Origin of the sequence: Sulfidibacter corallicola (assembly GCF_017498545.1) — a bacterium.
GTDB lineage: Bacteria > Acidobacteriota > Holophagae > Acanthopleuribacterales > Acanthopleuribacteraceae > Sulfidibacter > Sulfidibacter corallicola.
This window is the reverse complement of the sequence record NZ_CP071793.1, coordinates 505,243-525,583: the sequence shown is the minus strand read 5'-3', so window position 1 is coordinate 525,583 and position 20,341 is coordinate 505,243. Positions and strand designations below refer to the sequence as shown.

Annotated in this window: 11 protein-coding genes; 8 read left to right on the top strand and 3 right to left on the bottom strand. The window is 62.5% G+C overall.

Annotation, left to right across the window (positions count from 1 at the left end; genetic code table 11):
* The first annotated feature begins 142 nt into the window (after positions 1 to 142).
* The 3 genes from J3U87_RS01665 to J3U87_RS01655 are packed head-to-tail and all read left to right on the top strand — an operon-like array spanning position 143 to position 6,128.
* On the top strand, positions 143 to 1,330 hold the full coding sequence (locus tag J3U87_RS01665; protein ID WP_237381285.1) for an HlyD family secretion protein: 1,188 nt from the start codon (positions 143 to 145) through the stop codon (positions 1,328 to 1,330).
* The gene (locus J3U87_RS01660; protein ID WP_237381284.1) at positions 1,327 to 3,975 is read left to right on the top strand and encodes an ATP-binding cassette domain-containing protein; all 2,649 of its coding nucleotides are present in this window, start codon (positions 1,327 to 1,329) and stop codon (positions 3,973 to 3,975) included. The genes J3U87_RS01665 and J3U87_RS01660 overlap by 4 nt, the downstream gene beginning before the upstream one ends.
* Positions 3,972 to 6,128: an ATP-binding cassette domain-containing protein gene (locus tag J3U87_RS01655; protein ID WP_237381283.1), complete on the top strand. Its 2,157-nt coding sequence runs from the start codon at positions 3,972 to 3,974 to the stop codon at positions 6,126 to 6,128. The genes J3U87_RS01660 and J3U87_RS01655 overlap by 4 nt, the downstream gene beginning before the upstream one ends.
* A 28-nt stretch (positions 6,129 to 6,156) precedes the next feature.
* On the opposite strand, the gene J3U87_RS01650 is transcribed toward J3U87_RS01655, so the two are convergent.
* The 3 genes from J3U87_RS01650 to J3U87_RS01640 are packed head-to-tail and all read right to left on the bottom strand — an operon-like array spanning position 6,157 to position 10,672.
* Positions 6,157 to 7,314 carry an HD domain-containing phosphohydrolase gene (locus tag J3U87_RS01650; protein WP_237381282.1) on the bottom strand — a complete coding sequence of 386 codons (1,158 nt, stop codon included), beginning with the start codon at positions 7,312 to 7,314 and terminating at the stop codon, positions 6,157 to 6,159.
* Between the two features lie 2 nt (positions 7,315 to 7,316).
* Positions 7,317 to 8,471 carry a response regulator gene (locus J3U87_RS01645; protein WP_237381281.1) on the bottom strand — a complete coding sequence of 385 codons (1,155 nt, stop codon included), beginning with the start codon at positions 8,469 to 8,471 and terminating at the stop codon, positions 7,317 to 7,319.
* On the bottom strand, positions 8,468 to 10,672 hold the full coding sequence (locus J3U87_RS01640) for an ATP-binding protein (RefSeq protein ID WP_237381280.1): 2,205 nt from the start codon (positions 10,670 to 10,672) through the stop codon (positions 8,468 to 8,470). Before J3U87_RS01640 ends, J3U87_RS01645 begins: the two co-directional genes overlap by 4 nt.
* 556 nt (positions 10,673 to 11,228) lie before the next feature.
* On the opposite strand from J3U87_RS01640, the gene J3U87_RS01635 reads away from it, so the two are divergent.
* The 5 genes from J3U87_RS01635 to J3U87_RS01615 all read left to right on the top strand — a co-directional run bounded on the left by J3U87_RS01635 (position 11,229) and on the right by J3U87_RS01615 (position 20,228).
* The gene (locus tag J3U87_RS01635) at positions 11,229 to 11,702 is read left to right on the top strand and encodes a universal stress protein (RefSeq protein ID WP_237381279.1); all 474 of its coding nucleotides are present in this window, start codon (positions 11,229 to 11,231) and stop codon (positions 11,700 to 11,702) included.
* Positions 11,703 to 11,941: 239 nt separating this feature from the next.
* Positions 11,942 to 14,683, top strand: coding sequence for a 2-oxoglutarate dehydrogenase E1 component (locus J3U87_RS01630; protein ID WP_272932450.1), 2,742 nt, complete (start codon positions 11,942 to 11,944; stop codon positions 14,681 to 14,683).
* Positions 14,684 to 14,810: 127 nt separating this feature from the next.
* Positions 14,811 to 16,070 carry a 2-oxoglutarate dehydrogenase complex dihydrolipoyllysine-residue succinyltransferase gene (odhB, locus tag J3U87_RS01625; protein WP_237381277.1) on the top strand — a complete coding sequence of 420 codons (1,260 nt, stop codon included), beginning with the start codon at positions 14,811 to 14,813 and terminating at the stop codon, positions 16,068 to 16,070.
* A 198-nt stretch (positions 16,071 to 16,268) separates the two neighbouring features.
* Positions 16,269 to 17,672: a dihydrolipoyl dehydrogenase gene (gene lpdA, locus J3U87_RS01620; protein ID WP_237381276.1), complete on the top strand. Its 1,404-nt coding sequence runs from the start codon at positions 16,269 to 16,271 to the stop codon at positions 17,670 to 17,672.
* Positions 17,673 to 18,239: 567 nt separating this feature from the next.
* Positions 18,240 to 20,228 (top strand): hypothetical protein, encoded by a 1,989-nt coding sequence (locus tag J3U87_RS01615; RefSeq protein WP_237381275.1) that lies wholly within the window; start codon positions 18,240 to 18,242, stop codon positions 20,226 to 20,228.
* Positions 20,229 to 20,341: the final 113 nt, after the last annotated feature.

Below are 20,341 nucleotides of genomic sequence, written 5' to 3'. Positions count from 1 at the left end.
TCGCCGCGATCGCGATTCCGAGTTCGGCCGGCAGCATCGCGGTGAGGTCGATGCCGAGCGACACGACAAAAACCCAGGAACGAGCGAACCGGTAGCGGCGAACACAGGCCCGAAGGGAACGCTCCTTCCCTTTGGAAAAAGCATGTCCAGCCCCTTCTCACAGACGACCCGCGCGCTTGCCGGCGACACCCACAAGCTCACCAAAGTCTTGGCCTTTTTGGGCTTGCTCGCAGCCGCGCTGTGGTTCTCGTGGTTTTTGGGCGGAAGCGTCCCAGTCCACGAAACGGCATCCGCGCGCGTCGTCATCCGCAACGATCCCTACCCCGTCAGTCCCGTGCGCGACGGCCGGGTGCGCCGCCACCAGCTCGGGTTGAACCGGGAGGTCGCGAAGGGTGACCCGCTCGTCGAGTTGGACGACACCCAGGCCTCGATGAATCGGGCCGCCGAGGAAGCGCGTATGCGTCAACTGGCACGCCGCGACGATCAGGTGCGCATCGAGCTCGAGGCTCTGGCGGAACTGGTCGCGCAACGAGAAAAAACGGCATCGCTTCAGCTCGAGGAAGCCCGCATCGAGGCTCGCCGGCAGGAAACACAGGTCGCGCTGCTGGAAGACAGCCTGGCGCGGTCGAAAACGTTGTACGAGCGGGGCGAGCTGGCGGAACTCGCCTACCTGCGTGAAGAATCCGAACTCGAAGAAGCCGGTCAAAAGCTCCAACTCCTGGAAGTCAAGGTTCAGCGCCATCTCGCCGAACACCGGGAAACCCAACGGGAACAGGCCCGCGAGCGCATCAAACTGGAGGGCGAACGCGACAGCATCGCCAGCGAATTGCAGGCATCCAAGGCCAATCTCGGTCGACTGGAACACGAACAGGACCAATTCGTCGTCCGCGCGCCGGCGAGTGGCATCCTGGTCGAGGTCAGCAACCTGAGCGAAGGCGCCTTCGTGGAAAGCGGCCAGGTGCTGGGCTCTCTGCTGGTCGAGGAGAAGCTGACGGTGCGGGCCTGGTTCGACCCGGCGTCGTCCCTGGGCAAACTCCATCCCGGCGATCCAGCCACGATGCGCTTGCAAGGATTTCCGTGGGTCCAATACGGGCAACTCACCCTGAGCGTCACAAACGTAGCCGGTGAACGACGCAACGGCTTGATTCGCGTCGACTTCCGCGTGGATGACGCCCCTGCGGCCATTCACCTGCAGCACGGCATGCCGGGCCAGGTCATCGTGACGACCGAACAGGTCAGCCCGTTCACGTTGCTGCTGCGCACCATCGGCGGTGTCGGCCCCGGTTCGGCCCGCGCAAATCTTTCAGCGCCAACCGAGGCCACACCGTGACCCGCCGTTTCCTGGTCCACGAGGTGGTCCAGTCTTCCCAAATGGATTGCGGACCGGCGGCACTGAAATCGTTGCTGGAGGGCTACGGCATTGCGGCCGGGTACGGTCGCCTGCGCGAAGCATGTCAAACGGGGCTCGACGGAACCAGCATCGACACCCTGGAAGAGGTGGCCATTCAGTTGGGCCTCGAGGCCGAGCAGATGATGCTGCCCGAAGATCACCTGCTGCTTCCGGAAGCGGATTTGCTGCCGGCCCTCGCCGTCGTCTACAAACCCGGCGGCGCCACCCATTTCACCCTCATCTGGCGACGCCACGGTCCCTGGCTCCAGATCATGGATCCGGCGACAGGACGCCGTTGGGTCCACACCCGCACCTTTCTCCCCCAGCTCTACATTCACGAGCATCGCATGAGCGGCACGGACTGGCACGCCTGGGCAAGCGCTTCGAAAGCCTTCATCTATCCCCTGATCGCCAGACTGGAATCGTTGGGTTTCTCGGAGGACGAGGCCCAAATGCTCACCGTTCGCTGCATCCAGGAGAGTCATTGGAAACCGCTCGCCACCCTGGACGCCGCGGTGCGCACCGTGTCGGCCCTGCACGCCTCGAACGCGCTGCGCCGCAAGAAAGATCGGTTGGCCATGGTCCACGAGCTGCTGGAGGCCGAGAACGGGCGAGGCCAGGGTCCCAGCTTGATTCCGTCTACCTATTGGCGGGTTTCCGAAATCGAAGGCGAAGGTGACCAGGTGTCGATGCGAGGAGCCGTGTTCCTTCACGTCGGCGGGCGACGCCAACCGGACGAAACGGAAATCGCCCCAACGCTTTCACCCGAATTGCGCTGCGCCATCGAGGAACCGTCACCCCGTGTCGGGGCGGCCCTGTTCTCCCTGGTTCGCCAGGACGGGATGGGAATCCTGCTCGTCATGCTGCTGATCCTCGCCGTCCAATCATTGGGTTTGATCACCGAGGCGATACTTCTGCGCGGCTTCATGGAGATCGGCCAGACCTTGGGACTGCCCGAGGCGAGAGTCGGTGCCGGTTTGACCCTGCTGGTGTTCGCCGCGGCACTCCTGTCCCTGCAGCTCCCGCTGGCCGGCGGCGTGCTGCGCCTGGGCCGCCATCTGGAGACACGCCTGCGTTCGGCCTTCCTGCGCAAGATTCCGCGCTTGGGCGATCGCTATTTTCGCGGGCGTCTCACGGGCGACATGGCCGAACGCAACCACGTCATCCACCACATCCGCCAGCTCCCCCAGCTCACGGAACGCTTCGTCGCCACCCTGTTTCACTTGATCCTGACCACCGCGGCCATCATCTGGATCGCGCCCGATCTAGCCCCGTGGACCCTCGCGGCAACCACCTGCGCGGTGGGCCTGCCGCTGCTCGTATTCCCATTCTTGGCGGAACGCGACATGAAGGTCCGGGCCCACGAAGGCGCGTTGAGCCGGATCTACCTGGACGCACTCAAGGGAGCCGTGCCGATCCGCGCCCACGGCGCGAGGACCGCCATCAGCCGCGAACACGAGAGCCTGTTGGTCGACTGGACCCGCGCTTCCTACGGGCTGCTGGACGCCTCGTTACTGGCGCGTTTCCAGGCGCTGCCCAACATCGCCCTCACCTTTTGGATCGTCTGGTCATATCTCGAGGCCAAACCCAACGGCGGCGCGCTCTTGTTGCTGGTCTACTGGCTCATGCAACTGCCACATCTGGGCGAACAACTGGCGAACTTCGTGCAACAGTATCCCGCCCACCGCAACCTGACGCTCCGCCTGTTGGAACCGCTCACGGCACCGGAAGAGAGCCCGGCCGTCGAGGTTCCCGACGATGCGCCGCCACCCGAACCGAGCGGGGTCGCCATCCAATGCCGGGACGTCGGCGTCAAGAGCGGGGGCCATCAGATCCTGCACCATCTCGATCTGGACATCGCGGCGGGCACGCACGTGGCAATCGTGGGTCGATCGGGCGCGGGCAAGTCTTCCCTCCTCGGCCTGCTGTTGGGCTGGCACCGCCCGGAAACGGGTGAGATCCGCATCGATGGGAACCGCTTGGACGATGCGGGACTGGCCCGCCTCCGCCGGGCCTCGGCCTGGGTCGATCCATCGGTCGCCATCTGGAACCGAAGCCTGTTGGACAACGCGTACTACGGCATTCACGGGCGGACGGGCCTGTCGCTGGATCAGGCCGTCGCTCAATCCGATTTGCTCGAATTGTTGGAAAAGTGCCCGGACGGGTTCCAGACCGAGCTGGGCGACAGCGGCAGCCGTCTTTCCGGCGGCGAAGGGCAACGGCTGCGGTTCGCCCGCGCGCTGCTTCGCCCCGACGTCCGGCTCGTGCTGCTGGACGAAGCCTTCCGCGGCTTGGATCACGGCAAACGCCTGGAGCTGCTGCGGCGCGCACGGCAGCATTGGTCGGGTGCGACCCTGATCTACGTCACCCACGACCTGGAGAGCACGCTCGATTTCGACCGGGTCCTGGTGGTCGAAGGCGGTACGGTGGTCCAGGACGGCGACCCCAACGATCTCGCCGATCGCCCGGGAACCTTCGGCGACCTTCTACAGGCCGAACGGCTGTTGCGCGAACGACTTTGGCGAAACCCGGAATGGCGCCATCTCGAAATAGCCGACGGCCGGTTGCGGGAGCGGCCATCATGAATGCGACCCCCTTGGACCAACACGTCTGGCCGGTTCATCGCCTCGACGAAGCCATGACCGCCCTGGCCGCCACCACTGGCTGGCGCATCGAAACCCCCAAGAGCTCGCCCCCCCCGGCACCGCACGACCTGACCGATCGCCGGCTCGACCTGCATCTGCAACGCCAGGCCGCCGCCCTGGGCCTGGAAGCCGAACGCATCAACACCACCTACGGCCAGGTTCGAAACATGATGGCGGCCTCGGGCCCTTCCCTGCTGGCCTTCAACCGCGACGGTCGACCCCGCTTCCTCGCCCTGCTCGAGGGCGGCCGGCGAAAGGCACGCCTGCTGTCGCCCGAGGGGCAGGTCGTCAAGGTCGCCTACCGCGACGTGGTCGCGCTTTTCGCGGAAAAACTGGAGGCCCCGATCGCCGCCGAAACGGACCGGCTCCTGGACCGCGCGGGTCTCTCGGGCCGGGTCCGCGCCAAGACGCGAATCTCGCTGATGGAGCAAAACCTGAGTGGCTTCGGGGTGAACCTGTGCTGGCTGCTCCGTTTGCCGACCCGCGCGCCGCTGCCCCGGCGAATCCGAGATGCGGGCTTGACCCGACGATTGTTCGCCTTTTTGGGGTGCCACCTGCTTCAGTACCTGATCATCATCCAGGCCTGGAAAATGATCGGTGCATCCTCGCTGGGCGGTGACCTGACCCCCCAAGGCCTGGTGCCCTGGGGCCTGCTCCTGTTCAGCCAGGTCCCTCTGGGCATGGCGACCTTCTGGTTTCAGGGACACTTCAACATCGGGGCGGCCCAACTGCTCAAACAGTACCTGCTCCAGGGTTCGCTCAACCTGGATCTGGACAGGGTCAAACGGCAGGGCCCTGGTCACATCCTGGCCCGGGTGCTCGAATCCGACGCCTTGGAATCCCTGGTCCTGAACGGCGGCCTGACGTCGCTCATGGCCATCGCCGATTTTGCGATCACCTTCTGGGTCCTCTCCAAGGGGCTGGCCGCACCCTACACGCTCGGCGCGGCCCTGATCTGGCTGGTCGCGGCCCTGATTCTGGTGGCCCGTTACTATCGGCGGTGCCGCGACTGGACCCGCAGCCGGCTGGCCCAATCCCACGCGCTCACCGAACGCATGCTCGGGCACCGAACCCGGCTGGCACAGGAAGATCCCGATCACTACCACGACGGCGAAGATGCCGGACTGGCGGACGGGTTCCGGAAAGCGCAGGCCATGGATCGGGTGTCGGTCCTGATGCGGGTGATCCTCACGCGCGGTTGGTTGGTGATCGGTTTCGCAGCCTTGATTCCCGGCATGGCGGCCGGTCCCTCGGCGGCGACGGCCACGGCGATCGCGCTGGGCGGCATCCTGCTCGGGGGCCGCGCCTTCGCGAATCTGCACAGCGGCTTTTCGAGCCTGGTCCTGGCCTGGATCTCGTGGCAGGAGGTACGACCGCTGTTACAGGATCCCCACCCGAATTCAGGGAGCGCGGTTCCCGATCCACGCGCGCTACAACAGCAAAACCAGTTCGGCGTGAGCCCCACGAACGAGGAGAAACGCCAGGTCGTCCTGCAGGGTTCCAATCTGCGGTTTCGTCACGACCGCCAGGGATCGGACGTGATCCGCGGCGTGGACATCCGCGTGCGATATCGCGACCGCATCGTCTTGGAAGGCCGCAGCGGCAGCGGCAAATCGACCCTGGCCGCTCTGTTGACCGGCCTGCGCAAACCCGAGTCAGGCCTGATGATGTTGCACGGGTTGGATCCGGCCAGTTGGGGCGGCCCGGCCTGGCGCCGTCGGGTGGCGATGGTCAGCCAGTTTCACGAAAACCACGTGTTCACGGGCACGCTGGCCTTCAACCTATTGATGGGACGCAACTGGCCAGCAAACCAGGAAGACGAACACGAAGCCTGGCAGGTCTGTCAGGAGCTCGGCCTGGGTCCGCTCCTGGCGAGCATGCCGGCCGGCCTGAAGCAGATGGTCGGCGACACGGGTTGGCAACTGTCCCACGGCGAGCGCGCCCGGGTATACATCGCTCGCGCCCTGCTCCAGGAACCGGACCTGCTGATTCTGGACGAGAGTTTCGCATCCCTGGACCCCGAGAGCCTGCAAACGGCGCTGGCCTGCGTGGCGCGCCGCGTGCCCACGGTGATGATCATCGCCCATCCCTAGACGGAGACCCTAGGACGGCATGGCTCGATCAGGTCTCTTCTTCCAGGGGTTTGAGAACATTGATCTTGTCGTCGAGGGCGCCGTTCGCCGCGAAGTTGCGCAGGCGCATGATCATCAGCCCGTTGAGTTCCACGCCCGCCGGCACCAGCAACACGCCGCGATTGGTCTTCAGGTTCTGGCGGATGACCATGCCCTTTTTCAGCTCCTCCACCGTCACTTCCACCGCGACCATCTTCTGCTTGGGCGTGAAGCCCAGCTCGTCCATCATGGCCTTGAACACGCGCGGATCGTATCGGCTCTTCCAGGCCTGCAACAGTTGGGGAATCTGGTTCTTGGACTTGCCCTGCAGCTTCATCAGGTCGAAATCCAACACGATTTTGAGCACGCGCGAGAGCATGGGAATCTCTTCGCCCTTGACGCGATCCTCGGGGTAGCCGCCGCCGTCGAACTGCTTCTCCTGGTAGGCGATGGCCTGGGCCACCTCCTCCAGGCGCGGGATGTTGGCGACCAGGTGACTGCCCTGTTTGGGGTAGTCCCAGAACATCTGTTCCTCGCGGGTCAGGAGCTTGCCGCCTTTCAGGCCCATCTGCACGACCTCGTTGGGTACCGAGACGAAACCGGTCTGGGAGAGCATCGCGGCGATTTCCAGCTTCCACAAGTTGTTCAACCCAAGCCGCTTGCCCAACGAGAGCACCGTTTTCTTGATACGCAGGGCACGATTGAAGGCGATCGGATTGGTAATCGACAACACCTCGACCAGCATTTGAATGCTGCCGTTGAGGGTCATCTCCAGCAGTTCCTTTTCGGCCTTGATCAGGCGGTGCTGCTGAAAACCGGCGTTGATGGCTTCGGCCAGGTGGCCGGCCTTGCAGGGCTTGGTGAGAAAGCGAAAGATGTGGCCGGCGTTGACCACGTCGATCATGGCCTCCATGTCGGCCTGACCGCTGAGCATCATGTGGATGGCGCCCTGATCGACCTCGGATGCCTTCTCCAGGAAGGTGATGCCGTCCATACCCGGCATGCGGAAATCGGAAACGATGACTTCGAAAGGACCCTGGTCCTGGATGGCGCGCAATCCTGCCAGGCCGCCCTCGGCCGTAAACACGTCGCAATGCTTGCGCAACTGCCGCTGGCAGCCCTCCAGAAGGTGGGGGTCGTCGTCGACAATCAGTACCTTTCGGTTCACCGTCACACTCCTTTCGTGGTGGCCAGGTAGAGATGATGCCAATCTTCGATGCGATCTTCCAGATCCAAATTTTTCAGCATGGCCCGATCCAACAGACTGTCATCCTTCATTTCGAAAACCTCGGCCACGTGAACGGCCGCCAGGCTGAGCGATTGGTACGGTGCGGCCGAGGGACGGTGATGGTAGGCGACGATGCGCACGATCTCGGAGGGAATCCCCCAAATTCCCAAAAGATAGGCGCCGATCTCGGCGTGACAGCTCTCCCACAGGTTCTGCTCGGCCTGGAGCAAGCTTTGTTCGTTGTGTTTGCCGGAATGCTGGAGCCGCCCGGAATTGAACAGGACCAGCCAGCCCACATCGTGCAACAGGCCGGCCGTGAAGGCCTGTTCGGCTTCTTCGAATTCCGCACCGGAAATCAGGGTGATTTGCCGGGCCAGGGTCGCCACCAGCATGCTGTGATCGCAGAAATCGCGCAGCAGGCCGGCATCGCCGCTGCAGGAAGAGAACACGTGGATCAGGAGCACCATGTTCTTCAAGGTATTGACACCCAGATAGTTGACCGCATGTTGAATGTTGCGGATCTCGAAACGCAGACCGAAATAGGGCGAGTTCACGAGTTGCAGGATTCGCGCGGCCATCGACACGTCGCGCTCGACGATCTTGCCCACCCGATCCAGGGAAGGTGCCTCGGTGCGCAGTTCGGCCACCAGTTGGTTGTACAGGTCGGGCAGGCTGGGCAGCAGCGAGGTGCCGCTGACCAGTTCCTGAAGCCGCTCGTTTTTGAGCAGATCGCGCAGCACGATGGCTTGATTGATCGTGGATTTGAGGTGATCGAAACTGCAGGGCTTGGACAGGAACTGGTGGGCCGACCGCACCGCGCGCGAGGCCATCTGGCCGTCGCTGTGACCCGAGAGCACGATGCGCACCGTGCGGGGGTACTTGGCGGCCACGTATTCCAGCAGGGTCGCCCCGTCCATCCCGGGCATGCGCATGTCGGAAATCACCACGTCGATCGGGTTTTCCCGCAGCAGGGACAGCGCCTTGTCGCCGCTGTCCGCACACCACACCTTCCACTCTTTTCGCATGGGTCGCAACTGGCGCCGAAAAGCATCCAGGATGCGGGTTTCGTCGTCCACGAACAGAACATTGAGGATCATTTTGCCACCTTGACATCGGGTAAAGGAGCCGGGAGGAACAGAGTGAAGGTAGTGCCCTCATCGAGACGTGTACTCACGTCGATTCGGCCCTGGTGTTTGTTGACGATGATATCGTGCGTGATGGCAAGGCCCTGGCCGGTCCCCGCGCCGATTTCCTTGGTGGTGAAAAAGGGATCGAAGATTCGGTGGCGGATGTCTTGCGGAATGCCACCTCCATTATCGCTGACCTGAATCAAAATGCCGTTCTTTTTGCGACTCGTGGCGATGCGAATGACGCCATTTGCGAATTCGCCGCGCTTGACGCGCTCGGCGATCGCCTGTGCGGCATTCACGATCAGGTTGAGCACCGCCTGGTTGACCTGGGAAATGTGGCACGGGACCAGGCCGATTTCCTCGTCGAGTCGCTCCTCGACGCGGGCCACGTACTTCCACTCGTTGCGCGAGATCGTGATGGTGCTGCGAATGGCCTGGTTCAGGTCCGACTGCACCTTTTGGGCGCGATCGGGATGAGAAAATTCTTTCATGGCCCGAATCAGTTGCGTGACGCGGCCGATGCCCTCGCGCGACTGGGAAATGGCGCGGGGAATCTCGCTTTCGAGATAGGTAATGTCGAGCCGATCCTCCAAATCGTCCAAACTGCGACGATCCTCCTGGGGCAGCTTGCTCTCGGCACTCAATCGGGCCAGGATGTCCCGCTGGGCCGAGGTCAGGCTGCGGTAATCGTTGAAGGCATCGAAGAGGAAGTCGTTGTTGTCGCCGATGAACTGCATCGGGCTGTTGATCTCGTGGGCCACCCCGGCCGCCAATTGCCCGATCGACTCCATTTTCTGGGAATGAACGATTTGGGTCCGCAGCCGCTCCTGAGTGGTGATATCGCGGATGACCAGCACGAAACCCAGGATGTCACCGGTCGCGCCCAGGATCGGGGTGGTTCGTTCGGCCACCATGCGCTCGGTGCCGTCGCGGCTCACCAGAACCACCGGCAAGACGCGCTCGGACCCGGAGTCCTCGAAATTCAGGGTGTGGGCCTGGTGGGTCTTGGCGTCCAGCAGGGTCAGGACGTCCTCCAACGGCATACCGGTCGCCTCTTCGATCGACCAGCCGGTCAGGCGGGCGCCGACCTCGTTGATAAGCTGCACGTCGCCCTCGGTATCGGTGGCGATCACGCCGTCGCCGATACTGGCCAGGGTGATCCGCAAGCGCTCCTTTTCCGCGTAGATCTGGCGCTCGGCCTCTTCCCGGCGCTGGATGTCCTGGAGCAGCCGGGCCTTGGCACCGCGCTGACGTACCTCGTACTTGAGATTGCGATAGGTGTTGACGTAGTCCAGGCACAATCCCAAAAAGGGCACCAGGTAGGTCACGACCTTGAGCAGGTGGGCGATGACGAAATGATCGTCGAAGGGGTGACGCGAACCCAGGGCCATGTGCAACTGCACGGCGATCGCGGGCACCACACTGACCTGCAGCGAATACGAAAACAAATTGGGAAAACGACGGTAAAAGCTGGGAAAGGCCCAAATCCCCGCAACGAAGAAAAAGACCAGCGGCACCAGATCCCAGGGGCGCGGCACCACGTTGAAGATGCCCGTCTGGATCGGCAGGAAGAAACTCTTGTTCAACAGGACCAAGGAGCCGAGGGTCACCAGCCCGAACCCGATCATGAACAGGATCGCGATTTTGCGCTTGAGGCGAATGCTGCGCGGCGGCGCCAGGATGAGGTAGGTGGTTCCCGCCAACAGGACCAGGGCGTTGAACAGGCGACCCAGGGCCCACGAAAAGGAAATCAGGATGTCGGGATCGGCCAACCCTCCGATCAGGCGGTTTGCGGCCAGGGTGTGCACCGCATCGAGGCACCCGGCGCAGAACAGGGCCAGCCCAATGATCAACACGGTGACATCGCGTTTCAGCGCATAGTGGATGGCGGAGAAGACCACCGTGAACAGCGCCACCCAAAAGGCGCTCCATTCAACCAGTGTATGCCTGATGACGCTGTGGCGGTACCGCACCTCGGCAAACTCTCCCTGACTGCCATAGACCGAAGCCCAATCGGTGGGGTAGTCCACCGTGCCGAAACGGACACCGAAAAGGTGGAGCACAAAGGGAAGTAAGCTGACAACGACGATCGCCAGGGTGAAATGCCTGGGAATTTTTTGGTAGCGAACCCGCGAAAAGGTATCGCGAAGCGGGACAGTGGTGGTCATGCGGGGTCTTTCCTGGAAGGAAGTCGGAAAGGACGGCTGAACTGGAAACGCGGAAGAATGCCGAGCCGAAAACCCAACAAATGTGCACGGATCAGGAAATCGAACGAATGAGTTAATTGGCCAAGGATAAATAGTGCTCCCTTATCAAGAGAATTATCGGTAGGTTTTGCTGTGGCTTTAGCGTGTCACGACGCGGTCCCGCACCGATCCTGTCCATTCCGGCGAGGGGCGATGAACGGCCGAACGCTCGGCCTTCGCCACGCACGCCGCAACAAGCCTTTTTTCATCAACACTTTGACAGGACCACCCGAACAGGTCCCCAAAGCCGTCGAACATCTGGCGGCGGCTCGATTCAGGGATCCGGGGTCGAGAGCACCACCGCCTCCAGGCGGGCGCGGCCGGTGGTCCGGCGCCTGTTCCTCATCGATGACGGGCTCCGGACGGGCGCGGTAAAACCGTCGCGTTTTGTTTTTCTCCCGTGTGAATGGTACACTTGGGCACATCCTCCCCAACCTGTTCTCCCTCCATCGTTCGATCCGTCGAAAAGGAGAGTCCGATGAAACAGATCCTCGTCGCCCTGGACTTTTCCGATGTCAGCCTACTCGTCCTGGATCACGCAACCGAGCTGGCGCGTGCCTTCGGTGCCAAGCTCTGGCTGCTCCACGTCGCCGCGCCGGATCCCGACTTCGTCGGCTACGAGCCGGGTCCCCAACACGTGCGCGACAATCGCGCCCACGTCCTGCGCGAGGAACACCGCCAACTGCAGGAGTGGTCCAAATCCCTGCGCACCCGCGGCGTCGAGGTCACGGCCCTGCTGATTCAGGGCCCCACGGTCCTGACCCTGCTCGAGGAAGCCAAACGCCTGGCCGTGGACGCCATCGTGCTGGGATCGCACGGCCACGGGCGCCTCTACAAACTGTTGATGGGCAGCGTCTGCGAGGGCGTCATTCGCGCCACGAACGTCCCCGTCATTCTGGTCCCCGCTCGTGCGGGGGAATCGGCCTTGAAAACGGACGCCCAAGACCCCTGAATTCCGCCTCGCGACGCCCGCCCGAAATCCCCGAATCGAGCTTCCGTTCCACCCCCTTTCGCGGCTTGCGCGGCAGGCCGCCGTGCACCGCCGCGGTGACCCTTGTCACCGCATAAATAATCGCTTCGTATTGCCACGGTCCTTCGCTAGAATAGGGCCTCAATCCCGTGGGGGGATGTCCTGGCGCGACATTGGAACCAAGCTGTTGCGCCAACTCGAATGGATCTGAAAGGCAGGGGATGGGAACGACTTACGCGAACCACTCAAATCTCGCGTACATGGAGTCCATGTACCAAATCTATCTGGAAAACCCGGAGCGTCTGGAAGCCAGTTGGCGCTTCTTTTTCGATGGCGTCGCCTTCAACGGCGGCCTCAACGGCCATCAGGCGGTGCCCGCCGAAAGCACCCAATCGACCACGGCCCACAAGGTGCAACGCCTGCTGCGGGCATATCGCAAATGGGGCTATCTCTACGCCAAGATCGACCCGCTCGAACTGAGCCCGGTCGACCGCAGCGACCTGGCCCTCGAAAATTTCGGCTTCACCCAGGATGACCGCGACATACAGGTGCCCACGCTCGGCTTCCTGAAGGCACCACACGCCAAACTGGGCGAGTTGATCGACGCGCTGGAACGCACCTATTGCGGCCACATCGGCGTGGAATACACCCATGCCTCGAACTTCGAACGGGAAAGCTGGTTCCAGGCCCGCCTGGAGCACAATTTCAACCAGCCGGATCTCGGCCTCGAGGTCAAGCGCGACATCCTGCGCCGGCTGAACGCGGCCGAGCTGTTCGAAAAGTTCCTGCACACCAAGTACGTGGGGCAGAAACGCTTCTCGCTGGAAGGCGCCGAGGCCCTGATTCCGTGTCTGGCCGAGTTGATCGAATCCCTGAACGAGTTCGGCGCGGACGAAGTCGTGATCGGCATGCCGCATCGCGGCCGGCTCAACGTGCTGACCAACATCATGGGCAAGACCCACGAAGAGATCTTCAACGAATTCGAACCCAATTTCCTGCCCGACGGCGTGCAGGGCGGTGGCGACGTCAAGTACCACAAGGGGTTCGTGAGCGATTACCAGACGCGCAGCGACGAAAAGGTCCACATCAACCTGGCCGACAACCCCAGCCACCTGGAAGCGGTGTGCCCGGTGGTCGAGGGATTGGTTCGGGCCCACCAGAGCCTGCGCAACGACGAGAACCGCGGCAAGGTGGTGCCGGTGTTGATCCACGGTGACGCCTCCTTCGCCGGTCAGGGCATCGTTTCCGAGACCCTGAACATGTTCAAGCTGGAGGGCTACAGCACCGGCGGCACCGTGCACATCATCGTCAACAACCAGATCGGCTTCACCACCGAGCCCCGCGACGCGCGTTCCACCCGCTACTGTTCCGATGTGGCGCGCCAAATCCTGGCGCCGGTATTCCACGTCAACGGCGACGATCCGGAAGCCCTGATCCACGCGGTGCGCATCGCGGCCGAGTTTCGCCAGACCTACCACCACGACGTGGTCATCGATCTGGTCTGTTACCGCCGCCACGGCCACAACGAGGGCGACGAGCCCTCCTTCACCCAGCCGGTGATGTACCGCTCCATCAAGAAGATGCCGTCCACGCGCGGCATCTACACCAAGACGCTGATCGATCGCGGCGACGTGGAAGCACGCGTGGCCCGCGAACTGGAGCAGGACTTCAACCAGCACCTCCAGGAGGCCCTGGAACAGGCGCGCTCGGGCAAGGTCAGCGACAGTTCGCCGCCGGTGGGCGACCACTACCACGATCGCAAGCCCACCACCAGCATCGACATGTTCGCGCCGGTGGCCACGGCGGTCGACGCCGAGTGGCTACGCGGCATCGCCCGCGACATGGCCGTCATCCCCGAAGGCTTTCACGTCAATCGCAAGGTGAAGCGGCTGCTGGACGAGCGACTGACCCAGGTCGAGGCCGGCAAGGGTATCGACTGGGGCAACGCCGAGACCCTGGCCTACGCCTCTTTGCTGGCCCAGGGCATTCCCTGCCGGCTGAGCGGCCAGGACGTCAAACGCGGCACCTTCTCGCACCGCCACGCCGTCGTCTTCGACACGGAGAACGGCCGCGAGCACGCGCCCGTGCAGCGCGCCGCCGCCGAGGGCACCCGTCTCAGCATCTTCAACAGCCACCTGAGCGAGCTGGCGGTGTTGGGTTTCGAGTTCGGTTACGCGCTCGCCCGCCCCAAATCGCTGGTGATCTGGGAAGCCCAATTCGGCGATTTCTCCAACGGGGCCCAGATCATCATCGACCAGTTCATCGTGAGTTCGGAAGTCAAGTGGAACCGGGTCTGCGATCTGGTCATGTTCCTGCCCCACGGCTACGAAGGCCAGGGTCCGGAACACTCCAGCGCCCGCCTGGAGCGTTTTCTCCAGATGTGCGCCCAAAACAACATCCAAGTGGCCAACCTCACCGAACCGGCTCAGCTCTTCCACATTCTGCGCCGCCAGGCCCTGCGCGACTTCCAGAAGCCGCTGGTCCTGATGACGCCGAAAAGCCTGCTGCGCCACAAGTCGTGCGTGTCGGATCTGCATGACTTCAGCGAGGGCGGCTTTCGCGAAATCATCGGGGACACCAAAAATTGCCCCGACGCGCGGCGATTGGTTCTCTGTAGTGGTAAGATCTACTATGATCTCCACGAAGAACGTGAACGACGTGAAAACGCCGAATCGGTAGCGTTGGCGCGCGTCGAGCAGTTGTACCCCTTGGCCGAGGCTCGCCTTGACGGAATCGTCGCGGCTTATCCCAAGTTGGAGGAAGTGGTTTGGGCGCAGGAAGAACCCCGCAACATGGGGGCGTGGTCGTTCATGGAACCACGTCTGCGTGCGCGATTCCCCAAACTGAAGGTGCGTTATGTGGGACGCCAACCCGCGGCCAGTCCGGCCGTCGGCTCGCTGTACCTGCACCGCCAACAACAGGACGCCCTCGTCAAGGCCGCCTTCGAACCGTTCGGAGCCTGACCTCGACCGCGTGCGGTCGCCGCTGGTGCGCGGTCACATCGCGCCCAGGAACCCGCCCTCGAGGTGGTCAACAGTTACCCATTACCAATGGCAAATCAACAGCAAGAACAACGGGAGTACGGTTGGGATGAAAATCGAAATCAAAGTACCGCAAGCAGGTGAGTCCGTTACCGAAGCCATGATCAGCGAGTGGTTCAAGGACAACGGCGAGCAGGTGGAAAAAGACGAAGCCATCCTCGAATTGGAAACAGACAAGGCCAATATGGAACTGAACGCCGATCAGGGCGGCCGCCTGGAAATCTCGGTCGAAGCCGGCGAAGTCGTGACCGTCGGCCAGATCATCGGCTACATCGACACGGCGGCCGCGGGTTCCGTCGCGGCGGCGCCCCAGGCACCGGCCAGCGAAGCCGCCGGCACCGCGCCGGAGTCCGGCAATCAGGACGAAAAGCCCCTGTCGCCCGCGGTACGCCGCGTCGTGGCCGAAGAAAACCTGGATCCGGCCAGTATCGAGGGCAGCGGGCCCGGTGGACGGATTCTGAAGGGCGACGCCCTGGCCGCGGCAAAGACCCAAACGGCTCCCGCGGCTCAGCCGGCCACACCTCAGCCGGCCACACCTCAGCCGGCCGCACCCAAAGCAGCCGCACCTCGACCGGCGACACCCCAGCCGGCCGTTTCAGCCGCCGGCTCCCGCGTCGAGCGCTCGGTCCCGATGTCCATGATGCGTCGCCGCATCGCCCAACGCCTGGTTCAGGCCCAACACGAGTCGGCGATCCTGACCACCTTCAACGAAGTGGACATGAGCGCCATGATGGCGCTGCGGGCGCGCTATAAGGAAGCCTTCGAGAAGAAGCACGGCGTACGTCTCGGCTTCATGAGCTTTTTCGTCAAAGCCTGCGTGGAAGCGCTCAAGTTCGTTCCGGAAATCAACGCGGCCATCGACGGCAACAACATCGTCTACCGCGACTACCAGGACATCGGCGTAGCGGTCGGCACCGAGAAGGGCCTGGTCGTGCCGATTATCCGCAACGCGGGTGACCTGAGCTTCGCCGGGGTCGAGTCCACCATCAACGCCTACGCCAAAAAGGCCCGGGACGGAAAAATCTCGCTGGACGATCTGACCGGCGGCACCTTCACCATCTCCAACGGCGGCGTGTACGGTTCGCTGCTGTCGACGCCGATCCTCAATCCGCCACAGAGCGGGATTCTCGGCATGCACAAGATCGAGAAGCGCCCGGTCGTGGTCGACGATCAGGTGGTCGTGCGCCCCATGATGTACCTGGCCCTCAGTTACGATCACCGTATCGTCGACGGCAAAGGTGCGGTCACCTTCCTCGTCAAGGTCAAGGAGTGCATCGAAGACCCGGCCAGAATCATGTTGGAAGTTTGAGAACCATCGTTCCCAGGCCCGCGCCCAGCGGGCCTTCCTTTTACCCGCCCCACCCGGGCACCGCAGAGGATTCTTCGGGCCGACGGCCCGACCCCAGCCAATAGCCATTCAAATCAGGATCGCGCACACCCGGCGGCCCGCATGCGGCGGTCCCCACCGGCGGGACCCGGACAGGCGTCGATCGAGCGGAGTAGCAACATGTCGCAAGAACAATTCGATGTCATCATCATCGGCTCAGGACCCGGCGGATACGTGTGCGCCATTCGCGCCGCCCAATTGGGTTTCAAAACCGCCTGCATTGAAAAATACGACACCTTGGGCGGGACCTGCCTGAACGTGGGCTGCATTCCCTCCAAGGCACTCCTCCAATCTTCCGAACACTATCACCAGGCGGCCCACAAGTTCGCCAACCACGGCATCGAGTTCGGCGATCTCAAGCTGAACCTGGACAAGATGCTGGAGCGCAAGGACAAGGTCGTCTCGACCTTGACGACCGGCATCGCCGGGCTTTTCAAGAAAAACAAGATCACGCGCTTCATTGGTCACGGCAAGCTGTTGGGCGACGGCCAGGTGGAAATCGCCGGCAGCGAAACGCAAGTCATCGCCGGCAAGCACATCATCATCGCCACCGGCAGTAAACCGGTGGAACTGCCCTTCCTGAAATACGACAAGCAGGACATCGTGAGTTCCACGGGCGCCTTGGCCTTCGACAAGGTGCCCGAGCACCTGGTCGTGGTCGGTGGCGGCGTCATCGGCCTGGAGCTGGGTTCGGTCTGGAAACGGCTCGGCGCCGCGGTGACGGTCGTCGAATTCATGGACCGCATCCTGCCGCCGATGGACAAGGACGTCAGCAAGGAAATGAAGAAGGTGTTGAGCCGCCAGGGCATGAAGTTCCACCTCAGCACCGGCGTCACGGGCGCCGAAAAGCAGGCCGACGGCAAGTGGCTGATCAAGGGCAAGGACAAGAAGGACAAGGAGTTGACCTTCGAGGCCGACAAGGTCCTGGTCTCGGTGGGACGCCGTCCCTACACCGAAGGGCTGGGCCTGGAAACCGCAGGCGTGAAGGTCGGCGATCGCGGCTTCATCGAGGTGGACGATCACTACCGCACCAACGTGGAAGGGATCTACGCCATCGGTGACGTGGTGGGCGGCCTGATGCTGGCCCACAAGGCCGAAGAGGAAGGCGTGGCCTTGGCCGAGACCCTGGCCGGCAAGGCCGGACACGTGAATTACGAAGTCGTACCCAACGTCGTCTACACCTGGCCGGAAGTGGCCGCCATCGGCAAGACCGAGGAAGAGCTCGTGGAAGCCGGCATCGCCTACAACGTGGGCAAGTTCTCGTTCAAGGCTTCCTCGCGGGCCCGTTGCATGGACGAGTCCGAAGGCTTCGTCAAGGTCCTGGCCTGCAAGGAGACCGACCGCATGCTGGGCGTGCACATGGTCGGCCCCACCGTTTCCGAACTGATTCAGGAAGCGGTCGCCATCATGGAGTTCATGGGCAGCGCCGAAGACATGGCGCGCACGGTCCACGGGCACCCGACCCTGAGCGAAACCGTGAAAGAGGCCGCCCTGGCCGTCGACAATCGCCCCATCCACATCTGACGGGTGCCCATCCGGCCTGCCGGATGGGCATGCTCCCGGGTTTCAGGTGTCAAGTCTCGGCTCTACCTGCGTTTCCACGCAACACGCCGATACCCGATACCTGAAATCCGGTTCGGTTTTTTGCAGTCCCGCGCTTCTTTCGCCCCTCGTCCCCACCCGAACGTGGACCTGATTACGGAAAGGCGAAAGCTCCCTTTACCCGTGCTTCCGCTTTAGGTTAAGATCGGGCAACGTCTTGAAATAAGCTCTTTGAACCCTTGTGGAGCGATTCACGGCGGCGCCCTGACATTTTCTGTTGGCCTGCAGCAGGTCCCAAGCGTGCTCGAGGCGAGGTATCCCCGTCTTTTCGAACCGTTTTCGCTTAATCGGCCCTGATTCGCAACCACGTCTTGACTGGGAGCCCCATGCGTCACCTAGATCCGAATCGCACATACGGGTTGAAAACCTACGCGGGTGAGATCCATGGATAAACTCTACATCCCCAAAGACTGCGTCTTTGAAGGAACCCTAACGCGAATTTCCACCGAAGGCGACATTGTCATCGAAAATGACCTTAAGCCTGAAGCCATGATGACGACACAAGGCGGCATTTCCTATAAACCCAGTTGCGATTCGGTGGAATGTTCGGAAATCTCCGCGGCCGGGGACGTGATTGTAGAAGTGGCCAACCTCACCGTCGCGAAGATCAGCGGTGACGATGGTGACTTGCGCGGCCAGGTCCTGAATCTGCAGGATGTTCAGCTCGAAGGACAGCTCACCGCGACCGCCGATAACCTCAAGGTCGCCCGCCTGAAGGTCAACCAGGCCGAACTGACCGGCCAGGTGATCGATATCGAGGAATTGGATATCGAAGGCGAACTGGTACTCAAGGCCGAACAAATTCGCATCGGTCACATTCGCGCCGGAAAAGCCCGAATCAGCGGAAACCTGGAATGCGAGCGCATGGTGGCCGTGGACGGCGTCTACGTGACCGAAGGTTCCGTCACCATCCGTTATTTGGACACTTCGAACTTCGAAGCCGCGGACGAGGTGACCGGCATGGTCGCGATCTCCACCGCCGAAAAGGTTCGAGCCGCCGGTGTGCGCGGCTTCCTGCGCCCCGCCGAATTCGACTTTCTCTCGGGCGCGGCGGGTTCGCTCAACCTGTCCCAATCTGTACAGGCCACGCCGCGGGAATCGGCCGACGCACCTGCCGCCAAGGCCGATACGGCCGATGCCGAGGAGGAGCCCGGGATAACGCCCGGTGAGTGGGTTTCGGAAGAAGCGGAACCTTCTCCGTCCATCACCCCCGAATTCGAGGAAGAGGCCCTGCCCGACGTGGAGAACGACAGTGAGGCCGAGATCGAGGCGGCCTATGCGACCCTGCCCGACGATGTGGACGACGTATCGGCCAGCGCCGTCGAGGAACCCGAGTTCCGCACGGCACCGCCGGAGCCGACGGAAGCCCCATCCAACGCGGGGGCCTTTCAGGTCGATCATCTCGGCGAAATGATGACGACGGGTTCGTCCGCCGTCGAACGAGATGTCGACCCCGTGGAATCGATCGCCATCGATTCGATTTCGGCGGAGGCGGCCGAGGATCTGGACGAAAGTGCCGCGCTCACCTTGGATTCGACCCTGGACACTCAGGACGACGTGGAGGAAGTGCATACCGATGAGTTCGAGGCCATGGCCATTTCGGACGACGAGCCGGAGGCCTTCGACACGCCCGCCGAGGACGCCGGGGATGTCGATGGGGACCAGGACCCATGGGCCATCATCAACCGTGAAATCGAGCCCGACGACGAAGCGCCCGACGGTGCCGACATCTCCGAAGACCACGGTTTCGGTGTGGCGTTGAGCTCGGACATCCACGCCGACGATTTCGACGACGGCCCGACCGAAGACCTCACCGAATCCCTCAACGAAGAGCTGAACGAGGAGCTTCGGGAGGAAGAAGAGAACAGCGAGCTGGAGGCGACACCCAGCGCGGAAGAGAGCTTCGACCACATATCGGAAATCGATGCGGAGTCCATGTCCGAACTGCAAGACTACGCCACGATCGACGGCGACGACCTGGACGATCTCGAGATGTCCGCCAAAAACGGTGCCCCCGAATTCGGCGACATCGACAGTCCTGGCGATCCGGAAGATTTCCAGAGCGTGCCCGAGTTCGGCAACACCCGAGATCTGGACGAAGCCACGACCAGCGCGTCCCTGGAGAGCACCGGTTTGGGGAACAGCGACTCGGATTCGTTCGACGACAGCGGCAATCACCACCTGAATACCGACGAGCTGCCGGCCATGGACGAGGATATGGGCCTCACCGCCCTGACCCTTCAACTCACCGAGATCCTGGATCAGATCCGCGCCTTCTTCCCGGAGAAGAACTATCCCAAGTTCGTCGGTCAAATCCAGCGATACGTCGAGGAGCGCCGCTTCCACATCTTGGCGAAAGATCGCAATCGCGAGGCCGTACTTTCGCGCATCGACAAATTGAACCATCCCGAGATCAGCCAACTGGCCCGTTCCTTCTACACCTGTCTGGACGAGAGTCGCCAGCATTTCAACGCCTGAGTCGCCGCTTCCCTACATTATTAATAGGTGCCGATGGGTTTACGTGTCCCACGGGATCGGTTCATCAGGAGCGGTAAGCCCGCTGGATGAACATTTCGAAGCGATCCAGACGA